Raw genomic sequence first — 19,487 nt, forward strand, 5'->3', positions numbered from 1 at the left:
GGCCCGCCCATGGTGACGTATAGCGACCTCGACCTGCCCGATGCCCCGAAGCTCGCGCGGAACATCACCTGGTTCGCCCGAGCGCTGCGGGCGGCGGGGCTTCCCATCGGGCCGGGACGGGTGATCGAGGCGATCCGCGCCGTGGAGGCCGTGGGCTTCACCGAGCGGCGCGACTTCTACTGGACGCTCCACGCATGCTTCGTGTCGAGGCGGGCGGAGCGCGAGATCTTCGACCAGGTTTTCCGCCTCTACTGGCGCGATCCGCGACTGATGGAGCAGATGATGTCCTGGCTCGTCCCGTCGGTGCGCGGCACGCACGAGGAGCGGATCGCCAAACCCGCTGAACGGCGCGCGGCGGAGGCGCTTCTCGACGGAGCCCAGTCGGAACCGCCAGACCTGCCGGAAGACGACGGCGAGGAGACGCGGATCGAGACCGACGCCGCCCGCACGATCTCCGAGGAGGAACGACTGCGGCATCTCGATTTCGAGCAGATGTCGGGGGACGAGATGGCGCGGGCCCGCAGGATGCTCTCGCGCCTGACCCTGCCGGTGGCGCCGCTGCCGTCGCGGCGCACGATCGCGTCGGAACTCGGCGCGCAGCCCGATTGGCGCCGCACGATGCGGGGGGCCATGCGCCGCGGGGGCGAGGTCACCCGGATCGCTACTCGCACGCGGCGCGTCCGTTGGCCGAACCTCGTGGCGCTCTGCGATATCTCGGGCTCCATGTCGTCCTATTCCCGCGCGGTCCTGCATTTCCTGCACGCGGTTGCGAACGCGAAGGGCGCGGGCTGGGCTGAGGTCCATGCCTTCACCTTCGGCACGCGGCTGACGAACGTCACCCGCCATCTGCGCCACCGAGACGTCGATGCCGCCCTCGCCGCCGCGGGGGCCGAAGCACAGGACTGGCAGGGCGGCACGCGGATCGGGGAGAGCATCGTAGCGTTCAACCGCGACTGGTCGCGTCGCGTCCTGGGGCAGGGCGCGATCGTGCTCCTCATCACAGACGGGCTCGACAGGGGCGATCCCGACAGGCTCGACGCGGCGATGCGGCGGCTCCGTCTGGGCGCGCGGCAGGTGATCTGGCTCAATCCGCTCCTCCGGTTCGACGGCTTCGAGCCCAGGGCGCGCGGGATCGCCACGATGCTTCCGCATGTGGACATGTTCCGGGCCGGCCACGACATCGCCTCGCTCGAAGGGCTGGCGGAGGCACTGGCCTCACCCAACGGATCGCGTCCCATGTCGCGGGTGTGATGGAACGCGCGGCTCACCGGATCGTTCAACCGCAAATACGTGTTCCACGGGAGGATTACCCCCATGAAGACCAGCCTCAGGACGACCACCGCGGTGCTCGCATGTTTGCACCTCGTCATTCCCGCGCCGATCATGGCGCAGCAGGGCCAGCCCGATGCGGCCGCCGAAGCCGCCGACGCCTGCGCCGATCCGGGTGCGGAGAATTGCCTCGACGCGACCGAGCGCGCGCTCGAGGAGGGTGTCGCGGACACGGCCGACGCGCCGATGGAGACGGTGCCGTCCGACAACGCGCCCGTGGATGGCGAGGCCGCCCCGATGACGGAGACGCAAGCGGGCGAGCCGCCCGCGGGCCAGGCGCAATCGGAGCCGCCCGCGAACGCGGCGCCGGCGGGCAATGGTGGGGCGTCGGAGGCTCCGGCCGCAGCTCCCGGGGCGAACGGTAACGGCGCCGGCAACGGCGCGTCGGCTCCGGCCTCCGAGCCCGCGATACCGGACGCGGCCGCATCCGGCGCCGCGTCGTCGGGCGATCATGCAGCGGGCGGCGCAGACGCGCAAGCCCCGGCCTCCGACCCCGTGATACCGGCCCCCGACGCCGGGGCGGGACAACAAGGTCAGGGCGGCGGAGCCGAAGCGCAGGGCCAAGGCGGCGGAGCTGGAGCGCAGGGCCAAGGCGGCGGGGCCGGGGCGCAGGGCCAAGGCGGCGGAGCTGGAACGCAAGGTCAAGGTGGTGGAGCGGGCGCGCAGGGCCAAGGCGGGGCGGGATCGCAAGGCCAAGCCGGTGGAGGTCAAGGCGGCGGAGGTGGCGCGCAGGGCCAGGGCGGCGGGGCACAGGCCCCGGCTTCGGAGCCGGCGATGCCCGACGCCGATGCGCCCGCGCAGAGCGGCAACGCGGCTGGCTCCGGGGGGGCGTCCGGACAGGGCGCTTCGTCCGACACCACGGCCCCCGATGCGGCACCGCCGACGAGGAATCGCGCCGAGGGTAATTTAGACACGTCGCGGCAAGCTCCCGCCCAAGGCGGTAATGCGGCCAATTCCAACGGATCGCCGGGGCAAGGCGGATCGCAGAACGCGGCGGGCGGAGAGGCGGCCCAAGGGGCCTCCGACACGCCCGCGCAGGGCGACCGAGCCCCCCGTGCGGCACAATCCGGCGAGAATGCGCCCGCCCCGCGCAACCAGGCGGGATCGGGACAGGCCACCCAAGGCAACGGCAACAGACCGCCCGCGAGGGCGAACGGCGCACCGGCCCGGCAGGCGGGTCAGGGTGGCGGAGGCGGCAATCAGGCGGCCAACCAAACCGCGAACTCCGCCGCCGCGATCCGCGAGGACGCCACGCCTTCCGAAGAGACGCGTCAGGCGATCACCGAGGACAATGCCCGGTCGAGCGACGAGGATTTCGAAAGCACCATCCAGCGTGGCGACGGCTCGGAGACCGCGAGCTCGGACACCGAGAACGATGATGGCGGGCTCAGCGATCTCGAGAAGGCGCTGCTCCTCGGCGCGGGCGCGCTCGCCGTGGGCACGCTCCTGAACGGGGATCGCCGGGTCGTGGCCTCCTCCGACGACCGTGCGGTCGTGACCGGGGCGGACGGAAGCTACCAGCTTCTGAAGAACGACAACACGCTTCTCCAGCGGCCCGGGACGGAGGTCGGGACGGAGACCTTCGACGACGGCTCCACCCGCACGACCGTCTATCGCCAGGACGGCAGCCGGATCGAGACGATCCGCGACGCCTCCCTCAGGGTGCTCAGACGCGAGCGGATCGCGGCGGACGGGACGCGGACGCTGCTCATCGACGATACCGCCCAGACGCAGCCCGTGGACGTGACGACGCTGAGGCAGCCCGCCGCCACGATCGAGGGGACGGGAGATCTCGCCGCCCTGCGCCAGGCGCTCGAGATGCAGGAGAACTTCGATCGGGCCTATTCGCTCGATCAGGTCCGCAACGTCGTCGAGGTTCGCGATCAGGTTCCGGCGATCGAGCTCGACAACATCACCTTCGCCTCGGGATCGGCCGCGATCTCGCCGTCGGAGGCGGAAGAGCTGACCGCGCTGGGCCAGCTCCTGCGCGACCGGATCGCCGCCGACGACCGGGAGGTCTTTCTCGTCGAGGGCCATACCGACGCGGTGGGTGATGCGGCCTACAACCTCGCCTTGTCGGACCGCCGGGCGGAATCGGTGGCGCTCGCCCTGACGGAATATTTCGACGTGCCCCCGGAGAACCTCGTGGTGCAGGGTTACGGCGAGCAGTTCCTGAAGATAGATACGCAGCAGGACGAACGGCAGAACCGACGGGCGACGGTCCGGCGGATCACGCCGCTGCTGCAGGTCGCGTCATCGCAGTGACCGGCGGTGGCCGTTTCGGGCACCGATAGGAAAGGGCCGACATGAGCGTCGCGGATCACGACGACATTCCCGCCATCGCGCATCGCTGGCACGAGGCGGGGCAGGGCGCGGCGCTCGCGACGGTGGTGGAGACCTGGGGCTCGGCGCCGCGGCCCGTCGGTAGCCAGCTCGCCATCTCCGGCACGGGCGAGATCGCGGGATCGGTCTCGGGCGGCTGCGTCGAGGGCGCGGTCGTCGTCGAGGCGATGGAAGCGGTCGAGGAAGGCGGCTCGCGCATGCTCGAATTCGGCGTGTCCGACGACGAGGCCTTCGCCGTGGGCCTCGCCTGCGGCGGACGAATCCGCGTGCTGGTGGAGCCCGTCCGCGAGGATGACATGCCCCCGTCGCTCCTCGCCGATCTGGTCGCCGCACGCACCGCGCGGCGGCAGATCGCCTACGAGGTCGATGTCGGGACCTGGTCGCGATCCCTCGTCGATCCCCCCGCACATGCCGAGCGTTTCCGCGCCGACCGCTCCGGCTTCGAGGAGGGGACGGAGCGTTTCGTGGCGATCCACAACCCACCCCTGCGCATGGCGGTGGTCGGCGGGGTCCATATTGCGCAGCCGCTGATGCAGATGGCGCGGCTCTCCGGCTTCGACGCGGTACTCGTCGATCCGCGGGAGAGCTTTGCCTCGGTGGCCCGTTTCCCGGGCGAGACGCTGCTCCACGACTGGCCCGACGAGGCGCTCGACGCGTTCGGGCTCGATCCGCGGACGGCGATCGTCACGCTCACCCACGATCCGAAGCTCGACGACCCGGCAATCGAGGCGGCGCTCCGCTCGGAGGCCTTCTATCTCGGCTGCCTCGGCTCCACCCGGACCCACGCCAAGCGCGTCGCGCGGCTCGAAGCGGCAGGCTTCGGGGCGGACGCGATCGCCCGGATCCACGCGCCGGTGGGTCTCGATATTAGGGCGCGTTCCCCATCGGAGATCGCCATCGCGATCATGGCGGAGATCGTCGCGACGCTGCGGAACGGCTGATGGAGTTCGGACCCATCCCCCTCGATCGCGCGGAAGGCGCGATCCTCGCCCATTCGCAACGCGTGGCCGACGGGCGTATCCGCAAGGGGCGGATCCTGACGCGAGAAGAAATCGCCTTACTCCGCTCTGAGGGGCTGGAGGAGGTCGTCGCCGCACGGCTCGGCCGCGACGATCTGGGCGAAGATGCGGCGGCAACCGCCCTTGCGGAGGCGCTCGTCCCCGATCCGGAGGCGAGTGGCCTGCGCCTGACCAGGGCCGCAACGGGGCGGGTGAACGTGCATGCGACCGGTCCGGGCGTGGTGAGGCTCGACGCATCTGCGATCACCCGTCTGAACCGTCTTGATCCCTCGGTGACGGTCGCGACGTTGCCGCCCTTCGCGCGATGTGCGGAGGGCACGATGGTGGCGACCGTGAAAATCATCTCCTATGCCGTCGCGTCGGGGATCGTCGCGGAGGGCGCCGCGATCGTCCGCGGGGCGCTCTCGCGCACGCCCGTGACGATCGGGAGCGCGCGACTCCTCATCACCGATATGGGGCAGGGCCCGGGCAAGGGAGAGAAGGCGATGGCCACCCGGCTCGACCGGCTCGGCATCGCGCTCACGGGCGTCGACGTGATCGCGCACGAGACCGACGCGATCGCCGCCGGGCTTGCCCGGACGCAGGAGGATCTGATCCTCCTCCTGACGGCTTCGGCGACGTCGGACGCACGCGATGTCGGACCCGCGGGCCTCGTCGCGGCGGGCGGCACGCTCCTGCGGTTCGGCATGCCGGTCGATCCCGGCAATCTCCTGTTTCTCGGCAGTCTCGGTGCGCGTCCGGTCATCGGGCTTCCGGGCTGCGCGAGATCTCCGGCCCTCAACGGAGCGGACTGGATTCTCGAGCGCGTGGCCTGCGGGATCGTTCCCGATGACGACACGATCGCGGGCATGGGCGTCGGAGGATTGCTGAAGGAGAGCCCCGCGCGGCCGCACCCGCGAGGGCGCCAGGCCTAGTCGAGGAGATCGTGGCCGATCCGCTCGCGGTACTGCGCGAAGATGCGCTCCACATCCTCCTCGGTCGCTTCCGGCAGCGCCTTGGCATGACGATTGGCCGCCTTCGCACGCTCCGGATCCAGGTCCACGCGGATCATCATCGGGAAATGATCGGAGCCGATATTCGGCCCACGCCTGAATTCGGCGACCGCGACCTTCGGCGTCGCGTAGAACTGGTCGATCGGCGCACGGAGGAGGCGCGAATTCGCGTCGAAACTGGCATACATCCCGCGGCCCACACGGGGATCGAGATAGCCGCCGACGCGCTTGAAATGCCGCGAGGTATGCGACCAGGCCGCGTCGTTGAAATCGCCCATCGCGATCACCGGCGTCTCGGTTTTCGCGGCGAACCGCGCGGCATAGATCATCTCCGCATCCCTGTCGGCCGTATTCTCGCCGGGGACGGGCGGGCGCGGATGGAGGCCCACGAGGCGGAACCGCTGGCCGGCCCGCGTCTCCAGTTCCGCGAAGAGGGTCGGCGTGTCGCCGGGCGTGAGATAAACGATGTCGTGGCGAACGACCTTCAGCCGCGTGGCGAAGATCATCCCGTAGTAATTGTCGCGGATCTCCTGAAGGACCGTCTCGTACCGGGAAAGGCTGCTCTCCACTGCCTTCTGCCAATGCTCGTCCGTCTCCATGAGGAAGAGGACGTCGGGATCCTCGTCCTCGATCAGGCGGACGACATCGCCGTGCCGGTCATTCGTCATCTCCACGTTCGAGGAGACGATCGTGACCTGGCTTCCCTCCTCGGATCTCGGGACGATCTTCATCTCGCTCGGATAGAGCCGCGTGAAGGGGAGGATGCGGAAGCTCTGATACCCGATGCAGAGCAGCAGGATGACCATCGCAACCCACCGCCAGGGCGTAGGGAGGAACCAGGCGGCGACGAGTACGGCGATCGCCGCGACGAGGATCTGAACCCGCGGAAAATCGCAGGCCCGAACCCACCAGCGATACGATCTGATGAAGGGGAGGATAGAGACGACGGCGACCGCCGCGGTCAGGAGATAGACGATGACGTCGTAGGCCGTAGCAAGCAACTTCGTCGCCCTCCATCAGAAACACCGCATAAAACGCACGATGGAGCGCGGAGGACAACATCCCCCGCGCCAGAGGTCAACGGGTCGGGCCGATCATCATGACCATCTGCCGGCCTTCCATCTTGGGGAAGTTCTCGACCTTGCCGAGTTCCTTGGTGTCTTCCGCCACGCGCTCGAGAAGGTCGCGTCCGAGATTCTGGTGAGCCATCTCCCGCCCGCGGAAGCGCAGCGTGATCTTCACCTTGTCGCCGTTCTCGAGAAACTTGAAGACATTGCGCATCTTCACATCGTAATCGTGGGTGTCGGTGTTCGGCCGGAACTTGACCTCCTTCACCTCGATCGTCTTCTGCTTCTTGCGCGCTTCGGATTCCCGCTTCTGCTGTTCGTACTTGAACTTGCCGAAATCCATGATCTTGCAGACCGGCGGCGAGGCATTGGGCGAGATCTCGACGAGGTCGAGACCCGCCTCTTCGGCCAGCTGCAACGCACGGGACGGTGAAACCACCCCGACATTGTCGCCATCGGCCCCGATCAGCCGAATTTCCGGGGCCCTGATGCGATCGTTGACGCGCGGGCCGGTATCACGCACCGGAGGAGCGTTATGAGGTCTGCGAGCGATGGGGGTCATCCTTCCGTTGTTTTGAGGTTCAGACAAGGTAGCGGCGGGAACGCGCCTATTCAAGCCAAACCGGGCGCGGAACACCGCGATCGGCCGGTTTGAGCCCGGAACCGTTAACGGGGAATGCTGGTTCCATTCCTGTTCGCTCAAACTGGAGACTAGACATGAACTTTCGTATTTCCACGCTCTTCGCGCTGATCGCCGCCAGCATGATCGTTACGGCCTGCCAGGACGATTCCGGCGAGGCAGAGACCGATGCGACGGAAGAAACCACGACGGGGAACTGATCCCCGAGAACGGTTCCGGACATCATAAGTTGATGTCCGGAACCTTGCGTTCCACGCGCAGGTTGTACCTGCAGCATCATGCATGGAGGTACTCATGACGATCCGGATCACCCCGACGCTCGCCATTCTGGCAGCGGGTCTCTTCCTCGCGGCCTGCCAGGAGGAAACGGAGACCGATACCGGCGCGACGGAGGCGGAGACGTCCGAGGTCGAGACCGATGCCGCCTCCGATACCGACGCGGAGGACAGCGCGGCGGAGGTCGAACGGGAGACGACCGACATGGGCGAAGCCTCCCAGGACGCGACGAATGCCGCTACGGGCGCGGCCCAGACCGGAAACGCACCGGCGGATTCCGCGCGCAACGACGCGATCGACGCGGCCGAGGAGGAAGGAACGGTCGGTTCCGAGGCTGACGAAGAAGAATCGCCCTAAGGCGTTTCGCTCGCCTCGTTCAGCCGACGAAGGCCTTTTCGACGACGTATTCGGCCGGTTCGCTGTTCGCACCCTCACGCAGGCCGAACCCCTCGAGGATTTCCTTGAGATCGGTGTTGAGGCCCATGGAGCCGCAGACCATCGCCCGATCGGATTCCGCGGAAATGGGAGGCACACCGAGGTCTTCGAACACCTTACCGCTGCGTAGGAGGTCGGTTATGCGGCCCGTCACCGCACTTTCCTCCCGCGTGGTCGTGGGATAATAGCGTAGCTTGCCCTCCACCATCTCGCCGATCAGGGGATCGTTGCGCAGGTCCTCGACCAGTCGACGACCGTATTCCAGATCCGCGACGTCCCGGCAGGTATGGGTGAGGATCACCTCGTCGTAATCCTCGTAGGTCTGCGGCTCGCGGATGAGGCTCGCGAAGGGGGCAATCCCGGTTCCGGTGGAGAAGAACCACAGCCGCTTGCCCGGCAGAAGCGCATCGTGAACGAGCGTTCCCACGGGTTTCGGTCGGAGGATGACCTCGTCGCCCGGCGAGATATGCTGGAGCCGCGAGGTGAGCGGCCCGTCCTGAACCTTGATCGAGTAGAATTCCAGTTCGTCATCCCAGGCGGGCGAGGCGATCGAATAGGCCCTGAGCAACGGCTTCTGCCGCCCCGTCGCGGGATCGGGATCGCCCATCAGGCCGATCATAACGAACTCGCCGGAGCGGAACCGCAGGGATTGGGGCCGCGTCACGCGGAAAGAGAACAGGCGGTCCGTCCAGTGCGTGACCGATGTCACGCGCTGCGCATCGGGAAGCGCCTTCGGCGCGGGGCTCTGCGTGTTCACGGGGGTAATCTCATTCATACGGACGTTTCGGGCCTCGAGGCCCGACCTTCTGATAGCGTTTCTCGGCAAGAGGTGAAAGTGGATCAGCCGCGCAGACGGGACTGGTAGTCGCGTGCCTGCCAATCGGCGCGTGACAACCATTGATCCTCCGTCTGACGCCGCGCGAGGTCGGGGGCGATCTCGACTTCGTCGAAGCCCGACCGCCGCGCCATTGCGTACTGATCGGCCAGGACGTGCCCGCGCGCGCGCAGGCGGCCCGGATAGCCCAGACGCCGCAATTGCCGCGCGAGGGTGAAGCCCCGCCCGTCGTTCGAGGACGGGAAATCGACCCGGATCATCTTCGCTCCGAGCAGCCGTTCCAGGGCATCGGGCGACGTATCGGACGCGACATCGACAGCCTCGCCTCCCTTAGCCTCGCTCAGGGCATCCAGCGCCTCGAATGGCCGGGTCCAGTCATCCGGACGGAACCCGTCATCCGTGACAATGACATTCATGCTTTCGCGGTTCGAACTCGACATCACGCGTTCTCCCGGACGATCCGGCCGTCCTTGAAATGAATTCCGCATTCGGTCTTGGCGCTGTCGCGCCAGCGGCCGGCGCGGTCGTCCTCCCCGGCCTCGACACGGCTCGTGCAGGGCCAGCACCCGATGGAGCGATAGCCCTCTTTAACGAGCGGATGGCGCGGGAGACGGTTGTTCAGAAGATAATCCTGCACGTCCTCGCGCGCCCAGTGCGCGAGCGGATTGACCTTGATCCGTCCGTCGCTGTCGGCCTCGAAAAATTCGAGCGTCGCGCGGGTCGCCCCCTGAAAGCGCTTCCGACCGGTGATCCAGCTATCGAAGCCCCCGAGCGCGCGTTCGAGCGGTTCGGATTTCCTCAAGGCGCAGCATGCATCGGGGTCGGCCACGTGCAGCAGGCTCTCCGTATCACGGTTCAGCACCGCCGCGCGGTCGGGACGAATACGGCGCACGTCGGTCAGGTCCAGCCGCTCCGCTACGTCGCGCTGATAGTCGATCGTCGCGGGAAACAGCATCTCGGTATCGAGGAAGATGACCGGCACCGTGCGGTCGACGACGCTCAGCATATGCAGAAGCACCACCGACTCGGCCCCGAAGGACGAGACGAGCGCGATCCGGCCCACCTGCGGATCGGTCAGCGCATGGCGCAGCACGGCAGTCGCGCCGTGATGAGCGTAGCGGGCGTTGAGTTCGGCGGCCCGTTCGACCGCCGGCGCGAGGGGGGCTTCAAGCGGCATCTGCGCGTTCCTTCACGGGATAGAGGGCGGCCTTAAACGGTGCCATGCCGAGCCGGCGATAGGTTTCGAGGAACGTCTCCGACGCGTCCTCGCGAAGATCGAGATAAGCGAAGAGTATCCGCTCGATCGCCGGGACGATCTCGTCGTAGGCGAAGCCGGGACCCGTTCGGGTTCCGATCGTCGTCTCCTCCGTCCCGTCGCCGCCGAGCGTGATCTGGTAGTTCTCCACCCCCGCGCGGTCGAGGCCCAGGATGCCGATATGGCCCACATGGTGGTGCCCGCAAGCATTGATGCAGCCCGAGATCTTGATCTTCAGCGCGCCGATATCGTGCTCGAGCTTCAGTTCCTCGAACCGCGTCGCGATCTCTTGCGCGACCGGGATCGAACGGGCGGTGGCGAGCGCGCAGTAATCCATGCCGGGGCAGGCGATGATGTCGGAGACGAGCCCGATATTGGCCGTCGCGAGCCCGACCTCCTTCAGCGCCGCGTGGATCGCCGGAAGGTCCGTGCGGGGCACATGCGGCAGGATGACGTTCTGCTCGTGGCTGATCCGAAGCTCGTCATAGGCATAGCGCTCCGCGAGATCGGCCATGACCGCCATCTGCTCCGCCGTGGCGTCGCCGGGGGTCTTGCCGTGCGCCTTGAGGGAGATCGAGACGATGGCGTGATCGTCGCGCTTGTGTGCCGTGAGGTTCGTGTCGCACCAGGCGCGGAAGACGGGATCGGCATCGCGCGCGGCCAGATAGGGCGCGGGATCGGCGTCGCGGAAGGCGGGCGGGGCGAACTGGGCCTCGATGCCCGCGAGGATCTGCTGGTCGACCCCGGTGAATTCGGGGCGGATCTCGGCGAACCGCTCCTCGATCATGCCACGGATTTCGTCGATCCCCGTCTCGTGGACGGTGATTTTGATTCGCGCCTTGTACTTGTTGTCACGCCGACCGAGCAGATTGTAGACGCTCAGGATCGCCTCGATATAGGGCAGGAGGTCGAGGCGCGGCAGGAAGTCCCGCACGACCTTGCCGATCATCGGCGTGCGGCCGAGACCTCCGCCCACGAAGACGCGATAGCCCACCTCGCCGTCGCGCTCCACGATCTCGAGCCCGATATCGTGTGCCCGGATGACGGCGCGGTCGTTCGGGGCGCCGGTGATCGCGATCTTGAACTTGCGCGGCAGGAACTGGAATTCCGCGTGGTCGGTCGACCATTGCCGCAGAAGCTCGGCCACGGGGCGCGGATCGGCGATTTCGTCGGCTGCGGCACCCGCGAAATGGTCGGCGGTCACGTTGCGGATCGTGTTCCCGCTCGTCTGGATCGCATGCATCTGCACGTCCGCGAGGGCGTCGAGCATATCGGGAATATCGCGCAGCTTCGGCCAGTTGTACTGGATGTTCTGCCGCGTCGTGAAATGGCCGTAGCCCTTGTCCCACTTGCCGGCGATGTAGCCGAGCTGGCGCATCTGCCGCGAGCTCAGCGTCCCGTAGGGGATCGCGACGCGCAGCATGTAGGCGTGAAGTTGCAGATAGAGGCCGTTCATCAGCCGCAGCGGCTTGAACTCGTCCTCCGTGAGCGAGCCGTCGATCCGCCGCTCCACCTGGCCACGGAATTGCGCCACGCGCTCGCGCACGAAAGCTTCGTCGAAATCGGAATAGGTGTACATGGTCTGACCTTTCGGGGTGCCGAGCCGGAGCTCAGGCGCCTTCCTGCTTGCCGTGGGCGTAGTTCGACGGACCACGGGTCCGGAACGCCTCGCGGAAATGGGTTGGAACGGGGCCGGTGGGCCCGGCCTTCGCATCGGCGAGATAGGCGCCGACGACGGTTTCGGTCTCGCCCTGCGCATGGAGGAGCCGCAGCTCCGCATGGCCCGGATCCTCGATCAGCTCCGCCTCGCCCATGTCGCGGGTCCACGTATCCGCAGCGGTAAGCCAGACCGCGTCCCCTTCGAGGAGCGCGTTGGCGGTGACGACCTTCGGGGTGAACGTGCGGCTCATGGCGTGGCCTCCAATACGGGTCTTTCTTGCGCCACGATCGCGGCGGATATCTGGTCCCGGTCGAGCACGCGCGACGCCGCGCGGGGCGCGAGGCCCAGGACCATCACGGCGGGTCCGCTCAGCTGGGCCCGCGACAGGTCTGGCTCAAGTGTGGCGAGCGTCGTCGCGAGGATACGCTCGTCGGGGCGGGAGGCGTTCTCGATCACCGTGATGGGCGTCTCGGGGCTCGCACCGTGCATCATCAGCCGTCCCTGGATGAAACGCGCGGCCCGCTTGCCCATGTAGATCGCCGCCACCTCTCCGGGACGCGCAAGGGCCGCCCAGTCGTGATCGGCGAAGCCCTTCATGTCGTGGCCCGTCAGGATCCGGATCGCGGCATTGCGCCCACGACGCGTGAGGCTCTGCCCGATTCCCGCGACGGCGGCCGAGGCTGCGGTGATGCCGGGGACGATCGTCCAGGCGATGCCGGCCGCCTCCACCGCCTCGATCTCCTCGTCCAGCCGTCCGAAGACGGTGGGATCGCCCGATTTGAGCCGGACGACATGCGCACCGCCCGCCGCGTGCTCCACGATCATCGCGTCGATCGCTTCCTGCGGGGTCGACGGTCCGAACCCTTCCTTGCCGGCATCGATCAGGGTCGCCTCGCGCCGCGCGAGCTCGAGGATCTCCGGCGTGACGAGACGGTCGTAGATCACCACGTCGGCCTCGTGGAGCGCCTTACGCGCCTGCAGCGTCAGAAGTTCCGGATCACCAGGTCCCGCGCCAACAAACGACACCCGGCCCGGCTCGTCCTGCGCGCCCAGGTGCGTTTCGAGAAGACGGTCGAGGGCAGGGCGAACCGCTCCTTCGCCGCCCTGCGCCAGGGACCGGTCACCGTATCCGCCGTAATAGTCGGACCAGAACGCCCGGCGCGGACGGCCAAAGGGCAGCGCGTCGGCGGCCTTGCGGAACGTCTTGCCGATCCGCGCCAGCGTGCCGAGGGCAGGGGAGAGCCTCTCCTCTAGATCGGCCTTGATCGCACGGGCGAGGACGGGGGCCGCGCCTTCGGTCCCGATCGCGACGGTGACCGGATCGCGATCAACGATGGCGGGCGTGATGAACTGCGAGCCTTCGAGGTTGTCGACCATGTTGACGAGTGCCCCGTCGGCGCGGGCGAGCGCGGCAGTCCGCGCATCCTCGCGCGCATCGTCGTTGGCGGAATAGAAAAGCGCGGCGCAGAGCGCATCGCCCGGAGCCATCGCACGGCGCACGAGCCTGAGCCGACCGGCTTTTGCCCAGTCCACGATCTCCGGCGCCGGATCGGTTGCCAGCACGGTCAGATGCGCTTCCGTCTTGAGAAGCAGCCTGAGCTTCGACAGGGCCGCATCGCCGCCGCCCGAAAGGACGATCCGTCGGCCTTCGACGGCCAAGTAGATCGGGAAGTGTTTCATCGCGTCGAATCCTGCTCTGATCACGTGCTACATAGAACAGATTTCCGCTTTCGTGCAGTATCCGCTTGCTATAAGGAACGTGTGTCCAGTTTTGTTTATCTGGCGGGACGAGGGTTCCGGATCGGGAGATGTTTGCGAATGAATGTCCGGCTCGACGCGATGGACCGGAAGATCCTTGCGGCCGTACAGCGCGATGCCTCCCGCTCGCTCGATGAGATCGCCCAGGTCGTGGGGTCTTCGAAGACCCCCGTCTGGAACCGGATCCGCAAGATGCGGGAGGCCGGGATCATCGGCCAGCAGACGGTCCTCATCGACGCCGATGCCTTGGGGCTCGAGGCCTGTTTCTTCGTGCTGATCCGTACCTCGGAACACGACGCGGCCTGGCAGGCGCGGTTCCTCGCCACGCTCAAGGCGCGACCGGAGGTCATGGAGGCGCACCGGCTCGCGGGCGATATCGACTACATCCTGAAGGTGCGCGTCGCCAACGCGCGGGCCTACGATCACTTCTACCAGGCGCTCATCGCCGAGGTGCGAATCCACAACGTCACCGCGCTCCTGTCGATGGAGGAGCTGAAATTCACGACGGAGCTGCCGATCTAGCCTGCCCGGACGATCAGTCGCTCGAGCCCGTGGAAATGGTAGATACCGGCGAAACGCGGCACTTCGACGATCTTCAGCCGGGGCAGCCGGTCCCTGAGCATGCCGAGCGCCACGCGCAGTTCCAGACGCGCGAGCGGCGCGCCGAGGCAGAAATGCCGTCCGCCGCCGAAGGCCAGGTGACGGTTGGCCGCGCGATCCGGATCGAACCTGTCGGGCGCGGGAAATCTTTGCGCATCGCGCCCCGCGGAGGCGAGCAGCAGGCCGACCTGGGTTCCACGGGGAATCTGGACCCCGGCGATCTCAGATTCCTCGTAAGCCCATCGCGTGAAGAGATGCAGGGGCGGGTCGAAGCGTAGCACCTCCTCGATCACGGCGTCGGTGACGGGCGGAGAACCCTCGGCGTGAAGAGCCAGGACCGCGTTGCCGATCGTGTGGACGGTCGCCTCGTGCCCGGCATTGAGGAGCAGGATGCAGGTCGCGATCATTTCCTCCTGCGACAGCCGTCCCGTCCCGTCGCGCGCCGCGATCAGTTCGGAGATCAGATCGTCTCCCGGAGAGGCGCGCCGCCCCTCGATCACCCCTGCCAGATAGGCGGAGAACTCCGCCGCCGCGTCGGAGGCGGCCTGCTCCACCTCCCGTCCGCGCCGGGCCTGGTACATCGCGACCATCGCGTTCGACCAGTCGAGAAGCCGCGGCGCCGCCGCGTCCGGTACGCCGAGGAGCCGCGCGATGACGATGGCGGGGAGCGGCCGGGCGAAGGCCGGAAGGAGGTCGAAGGGATCGTCCGGAAAGCCGTCGATCAGGTCGCCGGCGAGGGCCGCGATCTCCGCCTCCATCCCGGCGATCCGCCGCGATGTGAACGCCCTGAGAACCAGACCGCGGAGCCGCGCGTGACGTTCTCCCTCGAGTTCCAAGAGCGACAGATCCTCGACGGCGTGGAAGGCCGCGAGATGGGCTTGCGGGGCCACGCGGCGGTCGTTCGGACGCTCCCGGCCGAAACGCGGGTCGCGCAGGAGCCGGTCCACCGCCGCATGGGTGGTCGCGACCGGCATCCCGTATTCTTCCCAGAAGACGATGTCGCCCAGCGCCCGCGCTTTCTCGTAGGCGGGGTACGGATCCTGCACGAAACCGGGATCGACGGGCGATTGGCGGAACGTCTTCACGCGGGTGATCCGCAGCCTTTGGGGGCGGGCCGTCGGGGCCGATCCGTCACGCTAGCCCTCTTCGGCGAAGCTCAACGCGCGATCGCCGAGCGGGGCTAGCATCTCGGCCGGCAAGTGCTCGGGAACATCGGTGATCGTGGCATAGCGCCAGCGCGGTGCGCCGTCTCGATCGATGACCTTGGCACGGATCCCCTCGACCATGTCCCCCTCCTCGATCGCGCGGGAGATGGCGCGGTATTCGAGTTCGAGCGCCGCATGGATGTCGTCGTGCGCGCGCACCTCGCGGATGAGAGGCAACGCGGTCGCGGCGGCGAGCGGAGAGACGCGGGAGAGCGCGTCGAGGGTCTCGGCCGCCACTTCGCTCTCATCCGTGCGGAGGGTCGCGACGATTGCGGAGAGCGTCGCCCCATCGAACGTCCGGTCGATCCAGTCCTGCCGCGACGCAAGTTTGGAAGAACCGGGATCCGTCGCGGCTTCGGCGAGGACCTCAGCTTTCCCCTGGGCCTCCAGCGTGCGGATCAGCGCATCCCACTCCCCCTCGGGGACGTAGAGATCGGCGAAGCCCGCATGGATCGCGCAGGCGGGGCCCATCCGCATCGCGGTCGTACCGAGATATTCTCCAATCCGCCCCGGCGCCCGCGCCAGCAGGAGGGTGCCGCCCGCATCGGGGGCAAGGCCGATCGCGCATTCGGGCATCCCGATCCGGCTCGAGGCTCCGACGACGCGGTGCGAGCCGTGACACCCGACCCCGACCCCGCCGCCGAGCGTGTAGCCCTTGAGGAACGTGACGATCGGCTTTGGCCAGGTGGCGATGCACGCATTCATGCGGTATTCCGCGCGCCAGAAACCACGCGGCGTGTCGAGGTCGCCCGCCATCGCGGAGCGGTGGATGAACGTGATGTCCCCGCCCGCGCAGAAGGCCTTTTCCCCTGCTGCATCCATCACCACGAGATCGACGTCGGGATCGTCGCGCCAAGCGTCCAGCGCCTCGTGGATGGCGGCCATCATGTCGCGATTGAGCGCATTCAGCGCCGCACTTCGCGTCAGCGTGATCCGTCCGGCGCGTCCCGCCTTTCGAACGACGATATCGCCCGTCGTGTCCGCGCCATCGGACGCATACCTCGCCTTCGCGCTTCGTCCCATTCCGATCCTTTCTTTGCCCATGCGCAAGCCCGTCAGCCGGGAAGGACGAACTCCTCCGCGAGATGACGGATCACCGCGCGCATCGCCTCCGCCTCGTCCGCCCCCGCCTCCAGCGCCTCGCGACGGACCCGCCGCTGCCGCTCCGACGAGGTGCCGCCGGCCAGGATGTCGTGCAGTCCGGCAAGCTCCGCTTCGCAGCCGAGCGCCTTCGCGTCCTCTCCCACGAGGTCGATGAGTTCGTCCACGAGCTGGCTCATCGGCGAAACCGTGCCGCGGCCGAAATCGATGAGCCCCTCCTCGCAGCCGTAGCGCTGTGCGCGCCAGCGGTTCTCGCTGACGAGGAACGTGTCGTAGATCCGCCAGCGCAGGTTGCGTTCCCTCAGCCGCGACAGCATCCGCATCACGCATTGCGTCGCGGCGGCGAGGGACAGGACATGGGCGAGCCGGGGCGAGGCGTCGAAGATCCGCGTCTCGAGCGTCGGGAACGTGTCGGAGGGGCGCATGTCCCACCATATCTTCGTCGCGTCCTCGATCATGCCCGTCGAGATAATCGTCTCGACCGAGCGGCGATAGGCGCCCCAGCTTTCGAAGCGCGGTGGCAGACCGGTCCGAGGCAGGTTGTCGAAAATGCCCACGCGGTAGGACGCGAGGCCCGTGTCGCGGCCCTGCCAGAACGGGGAGGAGACGGAGAGCGCAAGGAGATGCGGCAGGAAATAGCTCGCCTGGTTCATCAGGTCGATGCGCAGGTCGTCCTCGGGCAATCCCACATGGACATGCATTCCGCAGATGAGCATCCGCTGGCTGATCGCCGCGAGATCGCGCCTGAGGTCGTTGTAACGCTCCTTGTCGCGGTGCGCGAGGCGGGTCCAGTCGGCCGTTGGGTGGCAGCCGGTCGCGATCGGGATCAGCCCATACCGGCCCGCGATCTCGGTGACGGTCGACCGGAGATGGCCGAGTTCCGCCCGCGCCTCCGCGATGTCGGCGCAGACCTTCGTGCCGATCTCGATCTGGCAGCGCAGGAATTCGGGTGAAACCTGATCGCCGAGCGCGTCGCGGCAGGCCGCCATCAACTCCTCGGACGCCTCGGAAAGTTCGAGGGTCTCCGCGTCGACCAGCAGGTATTCCTCCTCGATGCCGATGGAGAAGGGGGTGTCGCTCATCGGGGGGCTCCGCTTCCATCCTGGGTGAGCACCGTTTCGAGACGGTGCAGAAGCATCGTGTTGTCGAACCGTTCCAGCGCGACATTGCGGGCCGCCTGCGACATCGTCGCGAGGTCCGCATGCCGTGCCTCGCGGATCAGGTCCGTGAAGCCCGCGAGATCGCGCTCTGCGGAAAGCCAGCCGGTGACGCCGGGATCGACCGCCTCCGGAATGCCCGCATGCCGCGTCGAGATCACGACGCAGCCCGCGGCGAGGGCTTCCTGGATGGCGGTCGGCAGGCCTTCTGCATTGCCGTCGCCCGCGGTGATCGAATGCTGCAGGAAAACCTCCGTCGTTGCGAGGGCCTCGCGTACCGTATCGTGGGCCTGTGCCCCCTCGAAGACCACCTTGCCGGCGATCCCGAGTTCGCTTGCGAGATCACGTGTCCTGGCCAGAAGCGGACCGTCGCCGATCATCCGAAGATGCGCCTCGGGCCGGTCGCGGGTCGCCTTGGCGAAAGCCCTGAGGGTCAGGTCCGGGGCCTTCTTCTCCACCATCCGTCCGACGGCGAGGAAGGAGCCGGGTCGTTTCGCCCCGGGCTCGAAGCGGCGGACATCGACGCCCGAGGGGATCACGTGCGCGTTGGGATGGCTGATCCCCCGTGCCGCGAGGTTGTCGAGCAGGAAACGGCTGACCGCGATGACCCCCGTGAGTTTCGGGATCACGTAGGCATAACTCCGTCGCCGCCTCGGCAGCGCGAGTTCCTTGCTGGCATCGGAGCCGCGGAAATAGGTGTAGCAGGGCAGCCCCATCTCCGCGGCGATATCGGCGAGGATGATGGCCTTGGTTCCGAATTCCGACAGGATCACGGTCACCCCCTGATCGCGCAGGAAATCCGCGATCGCCCGGCGTTCGGAGCCCGTGGGAATATGGCCCGTCCCGACAATAAGCCGGTTCCGCGCCATGGGCGCCATGCACGCGACTGCTTCGAACGGACCGCGACGGTAGGCGCTACGGTCGAAGACCGGGGGCGCGGACGGGACGGGGGCGCGCGTCGTATTGGCGACCACGCAGGTCCGACCGTCAAAGAGCTTGCTCGCATGCCGCATCACGAAGGTCTGGCTCGTGGTGGGCCAGTTGCCGACCACAAGTGCCGCGCGCGGAAGGGATGCGGGCCGCGTGACCGACGAGATCATGATGTCGGCTTCGGCCTGGCAGGACCGGGCGTTTGACGTTTCCCGGTTCGATCGGCCGGTCCCGCCATCGAAGCACGATCCAACCCCGCGGGACCGACGGCCTCTCCCGCTTGCCGACCGGTGGCATCCATGCGCGCAACGTCCTCCGCTTCCCCCCGGTCAGTCTAGACGTCTCGACACGATCGACAAGAGCAGCGCGCCGCTCTCCCTTGGGGTGACTTGACAGGGTGACCCCCGCGCGGCCACGCTCGCTGAAAGATCATCGGGGGAGACTTGGACATGCGGGTCCAGCAGATACTTGGGCAGAAGGGCAATGATGGGGTCATCACGATGAAGCCCGGCACATCGGTCGCGGAAGCGGTGGCACTGCTTTCGGGCAAGCGGATCGGCGCGGTCATCATTTCGGACGGCGGCGCTCCACGCGGGATCCTCTCCGAACGCGATATCGTCCGCGAGCTCGGCCGCCGCGGCGCGAAGTGCCTAGACGATCACGTCGAGACGATGATGACCAAGGATCTCATCACGTGCGCACCGGACGACGATGCGCACGACGTCCTCACCAAGATGACGGAGGGACGCTTCCGGCACATGCCGGTGATCGAGGGCGGCGAGATGGTGGGACTGATCTCGATCGGCGACGTGGTGAAGGCCCGCCTGGCGGAGCTTTCGATGGAACGCGACGCGCTCGAGGGAATGGTCCGCGGCTTCTGACGGC

Annotated in this window: 20 protein-coding genes; 8 read left to right on the forward strand and 12 right to left on the reverse strand. The window is 67.6% G+C overall.

Annotated elements, in window-relative coordinates:
- Positions 1-9: 9 nt before the first annotated feature.
- From LX81_RS04720 to LX81_RS04735, 4 genes are all read left to right on the forward strand, one after another.
- A complete protein-coding gene (locus LX81_RS04720; RefSeq protein ID WP_111536143.1) occupies positions 10-1,251 on the forward strand; it encodes a vWA domain-containing protein in 1,242 nt (413 codons plus the stop codon).
- Positions 1,252-1,314: 63 nt separating this feature from the next.
- Positions 1,315-3,594, forward strand: coding sequence for an OmpA family protein (locus LX81_RS22095; protein WP_111536144.1), 2,280 nt, complete (start codon positions 1,315-1,317; stop codon positions 3,592-3,594).
- 41 nt (positions 3,595-3,635) lie between these two features.
- On the forward strand, positions 3,636-4,613 hold the full coding sequence (locus LX81_RS04730; RefSeq protein ID WP_111536145.1) for an XdhC family protein: 978 nt from the start codon (positions 3,636-3,638) through the stop codon (positions 4,611-4,613).
- Positions 4,613-5,605 (forward strand): molybdopterin-binding protein, encoded by a 993-nt coding sequence (locus LX81_RS04735; protein WP_111536146.1) that lies wholly within the window; start codon positions 4,613-4,615, stop codon positions 5,603-5,605. The genes LX81_RS04730 and LX81_RS04735 overlap by 1 nt, the downstream gene beginning before the upstream one ends.
- Here the strand turns inward: LX81_RS04735 and LX81_RS04740 are convergent.
- Together LX81_RS04740 and infC are read right to left on the reverse strand one after the other, a co-directional pair.
- Positions 5,602-6,684, reverse strand: coding sequence for an endonuclease/exonuclease/phosphatase family protein (locus LX81_RS04740; protein WP_111536147.1), 1,083 nt, complete (start codon positions 6,682-6,684; stop codon positions 5,602-5,604). The genes LX81_RS04735 and LX81_RS04740 overlap by 4 nt on opposite strands.
- A gap of 76 nt (positions 6,685-6,760) precedes the next feature.
- Positions 6,761-7,453 (reverse strand): translation initiation factor IF-3, encoded by a 693-nt coding sequence (gene infC, locus LX81_RS04745; protein WP_444543919.1) that lies wholly within the window; start codon positions 7,451-7,453, stop codon positions 6,761-6,763.
- Positions 7,454-7,467: 14 nt separating this feature from the next.
- Here infC and LX81_RS23105 point away from each other — a divergent pair, with 14 nt between their 5' ends.
- Positions 7,468-7,590, forward strand: a complete 123-nt coding sequence (locus LX81_RS23105) for a hypothetical protein (RefSeq protein WP_272939472.1) — start codon at positions 7,468-7,470, stop codon at positions 7,588-7,590.
- A gap of 94 nt (positions 7,591-7,684) precedes the next feature.
- Positions 7,685-8,023: a hypothetical protein gene (locus tag LX81_RS04750; RefSeq protein WP_111536149.1), complete on the forward strand. Its 339-nt coding sequence runs from the start codon at positions 7,685-7,687 to the stop codon at positions 8,021-8,023.
- Between the two features lie 19 nt (positions 8,024-8,042).
- Here LX81_RS04750 and LX81_RS04755 read toward each other — a convergent pair whose 3' ends face one another.
- The 6 genes from LX81_RS04755 to cysG form a co-directional block, all read right to left on the reverse strand.
- Positions 8,043-8,876, reverse strand: a complete 834-nt coding sequence (locus LX81_RS04755) for a ferredoxin--NADP reductase (RefSeq protein WP_111536150.1) — start codon at positions 8,874-8,876, stop codon at positions 8,043-8,045.
- A 65-nt stretch (positions 8,877-8,941) separates the two neighbouring features.
- Positions 8,942-9,352 carry a DUF934 domain-containing protein gene (locus LX81_RS04760; protein ID WP_111536378.1) on the reverse strand — a complete coding sequence of 137 codons (411 nt, stop codon included), beginning with the start codon at positions 9,350-9,352 and terminating at the stop codon, positions 8,942-8,944.
- A 23-nt stretch (positions 9,353-9,375) separates the two neighbouring features.
- The gene (locus LX81_RS04765) at positions 9,376-10,113 is read right to left on the reverse strand and encodes a phosphoadenylyl-sulfate reductase (protein ID WP_111536151.1); all 738 of its coding nucleotides are present in this window, start codon (positions 10,111-10,113) and stop codon (positions 9,376-9,378) included.
- Positions 10,103-11,770: a nitrite/sulfite reductase gene (locus LX81_RS04770; RefSeq protein ID WP_111536152.1), complete on the reverse strand. Its 1,668-nt coding sequence runs from the start codon at positions 11,768-11,770 to the stop codon at positions 10,103-10,105. Before LX81_RS04770 ends, LX81_RS04765 begins: the two co-directional genes overlap by 11 nt.
- Positions 11,771-11,801: 31 nt before the next feature.
- Positions 11,802-12,101 carry a DUF2849 domain-containing protein gene (locus tag LX81_RS04775; RefSeq protein ID WP_111536153.1) on the reverse strand — a complete coding sequence of 100 codons (300 nt, stop codon included), beginning with the start codon at positions 12,099-12,101 and terminating at the stop codon, positions 11,802-11,804.
- The gene (gene cysG / locus LX81_RS04780) at positions 12,098-13,531 is read right to left on the reverse strand and encodes a siroheme synthase CysG (protein ID WP_111536154.1); all 1,434 of its coding nucleotides are present in this window, start codon (positions 13,529-13,531) and stop codon (positions 12,098-12,100) included. Before cysG ends, LX81_RS04775 begins: the two co-directional genes overlap by 4 nt.
- 138 nt (positions 13,532-13,669) lie before the next feature.
- Between cysG and LX81_RS04785 the strand changes: the two genes are divergently transcribed.
- On the forward strand, positions 13,670-14,131 hold the full coding sequence (locus tag LX81_RS04785) for an Lrp/AsnC family transcriptional regulator (protein WP_111536155.1): 462 nt from the start codon (positions 13,670-13,672) through the stop codon (positions 14,129-14,131).
- On the opposite strand, the gene LX81_RS04790 is transcribed toward LX81_RS04785, so the two are convergent.
- The 4 genes from LX81_RS04790 to LX81_RS04805 are packed head-to-tail and all read right to left on the reverse strand — an operon-like array spanning position 14,128 to position 18,772.
- Positions 14,128-15,294, reverse strand: a complete 1,167-nt coding sequence (locus LX81_RS04790) for a cytochrome P450 (RefSeq protein ID WP_111536156.1) — start codon at positions 15,292-15,294, stop codon at positions 14,128-14,130. The two genes, LX81_RS04785 and LX81_RS04790, sit on opposite strands and share 4 nt — an antisense overlap.
- A 51-nt stretch (positions 15,295-15,345) precedes the next feature.
- Entirely contained in the window at positions 15,346-16,437 is a 1,092-nt protein-coding gene (locus LX81_RS04795) for an enoyl-CoA hydratase/isomerase family protein (RefSeq protein ID WP_111536379.1), read from the reverse strand.
- Between the two features lie 32 nt (positions 16,438-16,469).
- On the reverse strand, positions 16,470-17,597 hold the full coding sequence (locus tag LX81_RS04800) for a carboxylate-amine ligase (protein WP_111536157.1): 1,128 nt from the start codon (positions 17,595-17,597) through the stop codon (positions 16,470-16,472).
- Entirely contained in the window at positions 17,594-18,772 is a 1,179-nt protein-coding gene (locus tag LX81_RS04805; protein WP_111536158.1) for a glycosyltransferase, read from the reverse strand. The genes LX81_RS04800 and LX81_RS04805 overlap by 4 nt, the downstream gene beginning before the upstream one ends.
- 279 nt (positions 18,773-19,051) lie before the next feature.
- Between LX81_RS04805 and LX81_RS04810 the strand changes: the two genes are divergently transcribed.
- Complete coding sequence (locus tag LX81_RS04810) at positions 19,052-19,483, forward strand: CBS domain-containing protein (protein ID WP_111536159.1); 432 nt, start codon at positions 19,052-19,054, stop codon at positions 19,481-19,483.
- Positions 19,484-19,487 lie beyond the last annotated feature (4 nt).

Origin of the sequence: Palleronia aestuarii, from assembly GCF_003253995.1 — a bacterium.
GTDB classification, from domain to species: domain Bacteria; phylum Pseudomonadota; class Alphaproteobacteria; order Rhodobacterales; family Rhodobacteraceae; genus Palleronia; species Palleronia aestuarii.

What these genes read in the sequence shown, in the direction of transcription:
- LX81_RS04720 (WP_111536143.1), top strand. Translation starts at nt 10, where the DNA reads ATGGTGACGTATAGCGACCTCGACCTGCCCGATGCCCCGAAGCTCGCG.
- LX81_RS22095 (WP_111536144.1), top strand. Translation starts at nt 1,315, where the DNA reads ATGAAGACCAGCCTCAGGACGACCACCGCGGTGCTCGCATGTTTGCAC.
- LX81_RS04730 (WP_111536145.1), top strand. Translation starts at nt 3,636, where the DNA reads ATGAGCGTCGCGGATCACGACGACATTCCCGCCATCGCGCATCGCTGG.
- LX81_RS04735 (WP_111536146.1), top strand. Translation starts at nt 4,613, where the DNA reads ATGGAGTTCGGACCCATCCCCCTCGATCGCGCGGAAGGCGCGATCCTC.
- LX81_RS23105 (WP_272939472.1), top strand. Translation starts at nt 7,468, where the DNA reads ATGAACTTTCGTATTTCCACGCTCTTCGCGCTGATCGCCGCCAGCATG.
- LX81_RS04750 (WP_111536149.1), top strand. Translation starts at nt 7,685, where the DNA reads ATGACGATCCGGATCACCCCGACGCTCGCCATTCTGGCAGCGGGTCTC.
- LX81_RS04755 (WP_111536150.1), bottom strand. Translation starts at nt 8,876, where the DNA reads ATGAATGAGATTACCCCCGTGAACACGCAGAGCCCCGCGCCGAAGGCG.
- LX81_RS04760 (WP_111536378.1), bottom strand. Translation starts at nt 9,352, where the DNA reads ATGAATGTCATTGTCACGGATGACGGGTTCCGTCCGGATGACTGGACC.
- LX81_RS04765 (WP_111536151.1), bottom strand. Translation starts at nt 10,113, where the DNA reads ATGCCGCTTGAAGCCCCCCTCGCGCCGGCGGTCGAACGGGCCGCCGAA.
- LX81_RS04770 (WP_111536152.1), bottom strand. Translation starts at nt 11,770, where the DNA reads ATGTACACCTATTCCGATTTCGACGAAGCTTTCGTGCGCGAGCGCGTG.
- LX81_RS04775 (WP_111536153.1), bottom strand. Translation starts at nt 12,101, where the DNA reads ATGAGCCGCACGTTCACCCCGAAGGTCGTCACCGCCAACGCGCTCCTC.
- cysG (WP_111536154.1), bottom strand. Translation starts at nt 13,531, where the DNA reads ATGAAACACTTCCCGATCTACTTGGCCGTCGAAGGCCGACGGATCGTC.
- LX81_RS04785 (WP_111536155.1), top strand. Translation starts at nt 13,670, where the DNA reads ATGAATGTCCGGCTCGACGCGATGGACCGGAAGATCCTTGCGGCCGTA.
- LX81_RS04795 (WP_111536379.1), bottom strand. Translation starts at nt 16,437, where the DNA reads ATGGGACGAAGCGCGAAGGCGAGGTATGCGTCCGATGGCGCGGACACG.
- LX81_RS04800 (WP_111536157.1), bottom strand. Translation starts at nt 17,597, where the DNA reads ATGAGCGACACCCCCTTCTCCATCGGCATCGAGGAGGAATACCTGCTG.
- LX81_RS04805 (WP_111536158.1), bottom strand. Translation starts at nt 18,772, where the DNA reads ATGATCTCGTCGGTCACGCGGCCCGCATCCCTTCCGCGCGCGGCACTT.
- LX81_RS04810 (WP_111536159.1), top strand. Translation starts at nt 19,052, where the DNA reads ATGCGGGTCCAGCAGATACTTGGGCAGAAGGGCAATGATGGGGTCATC.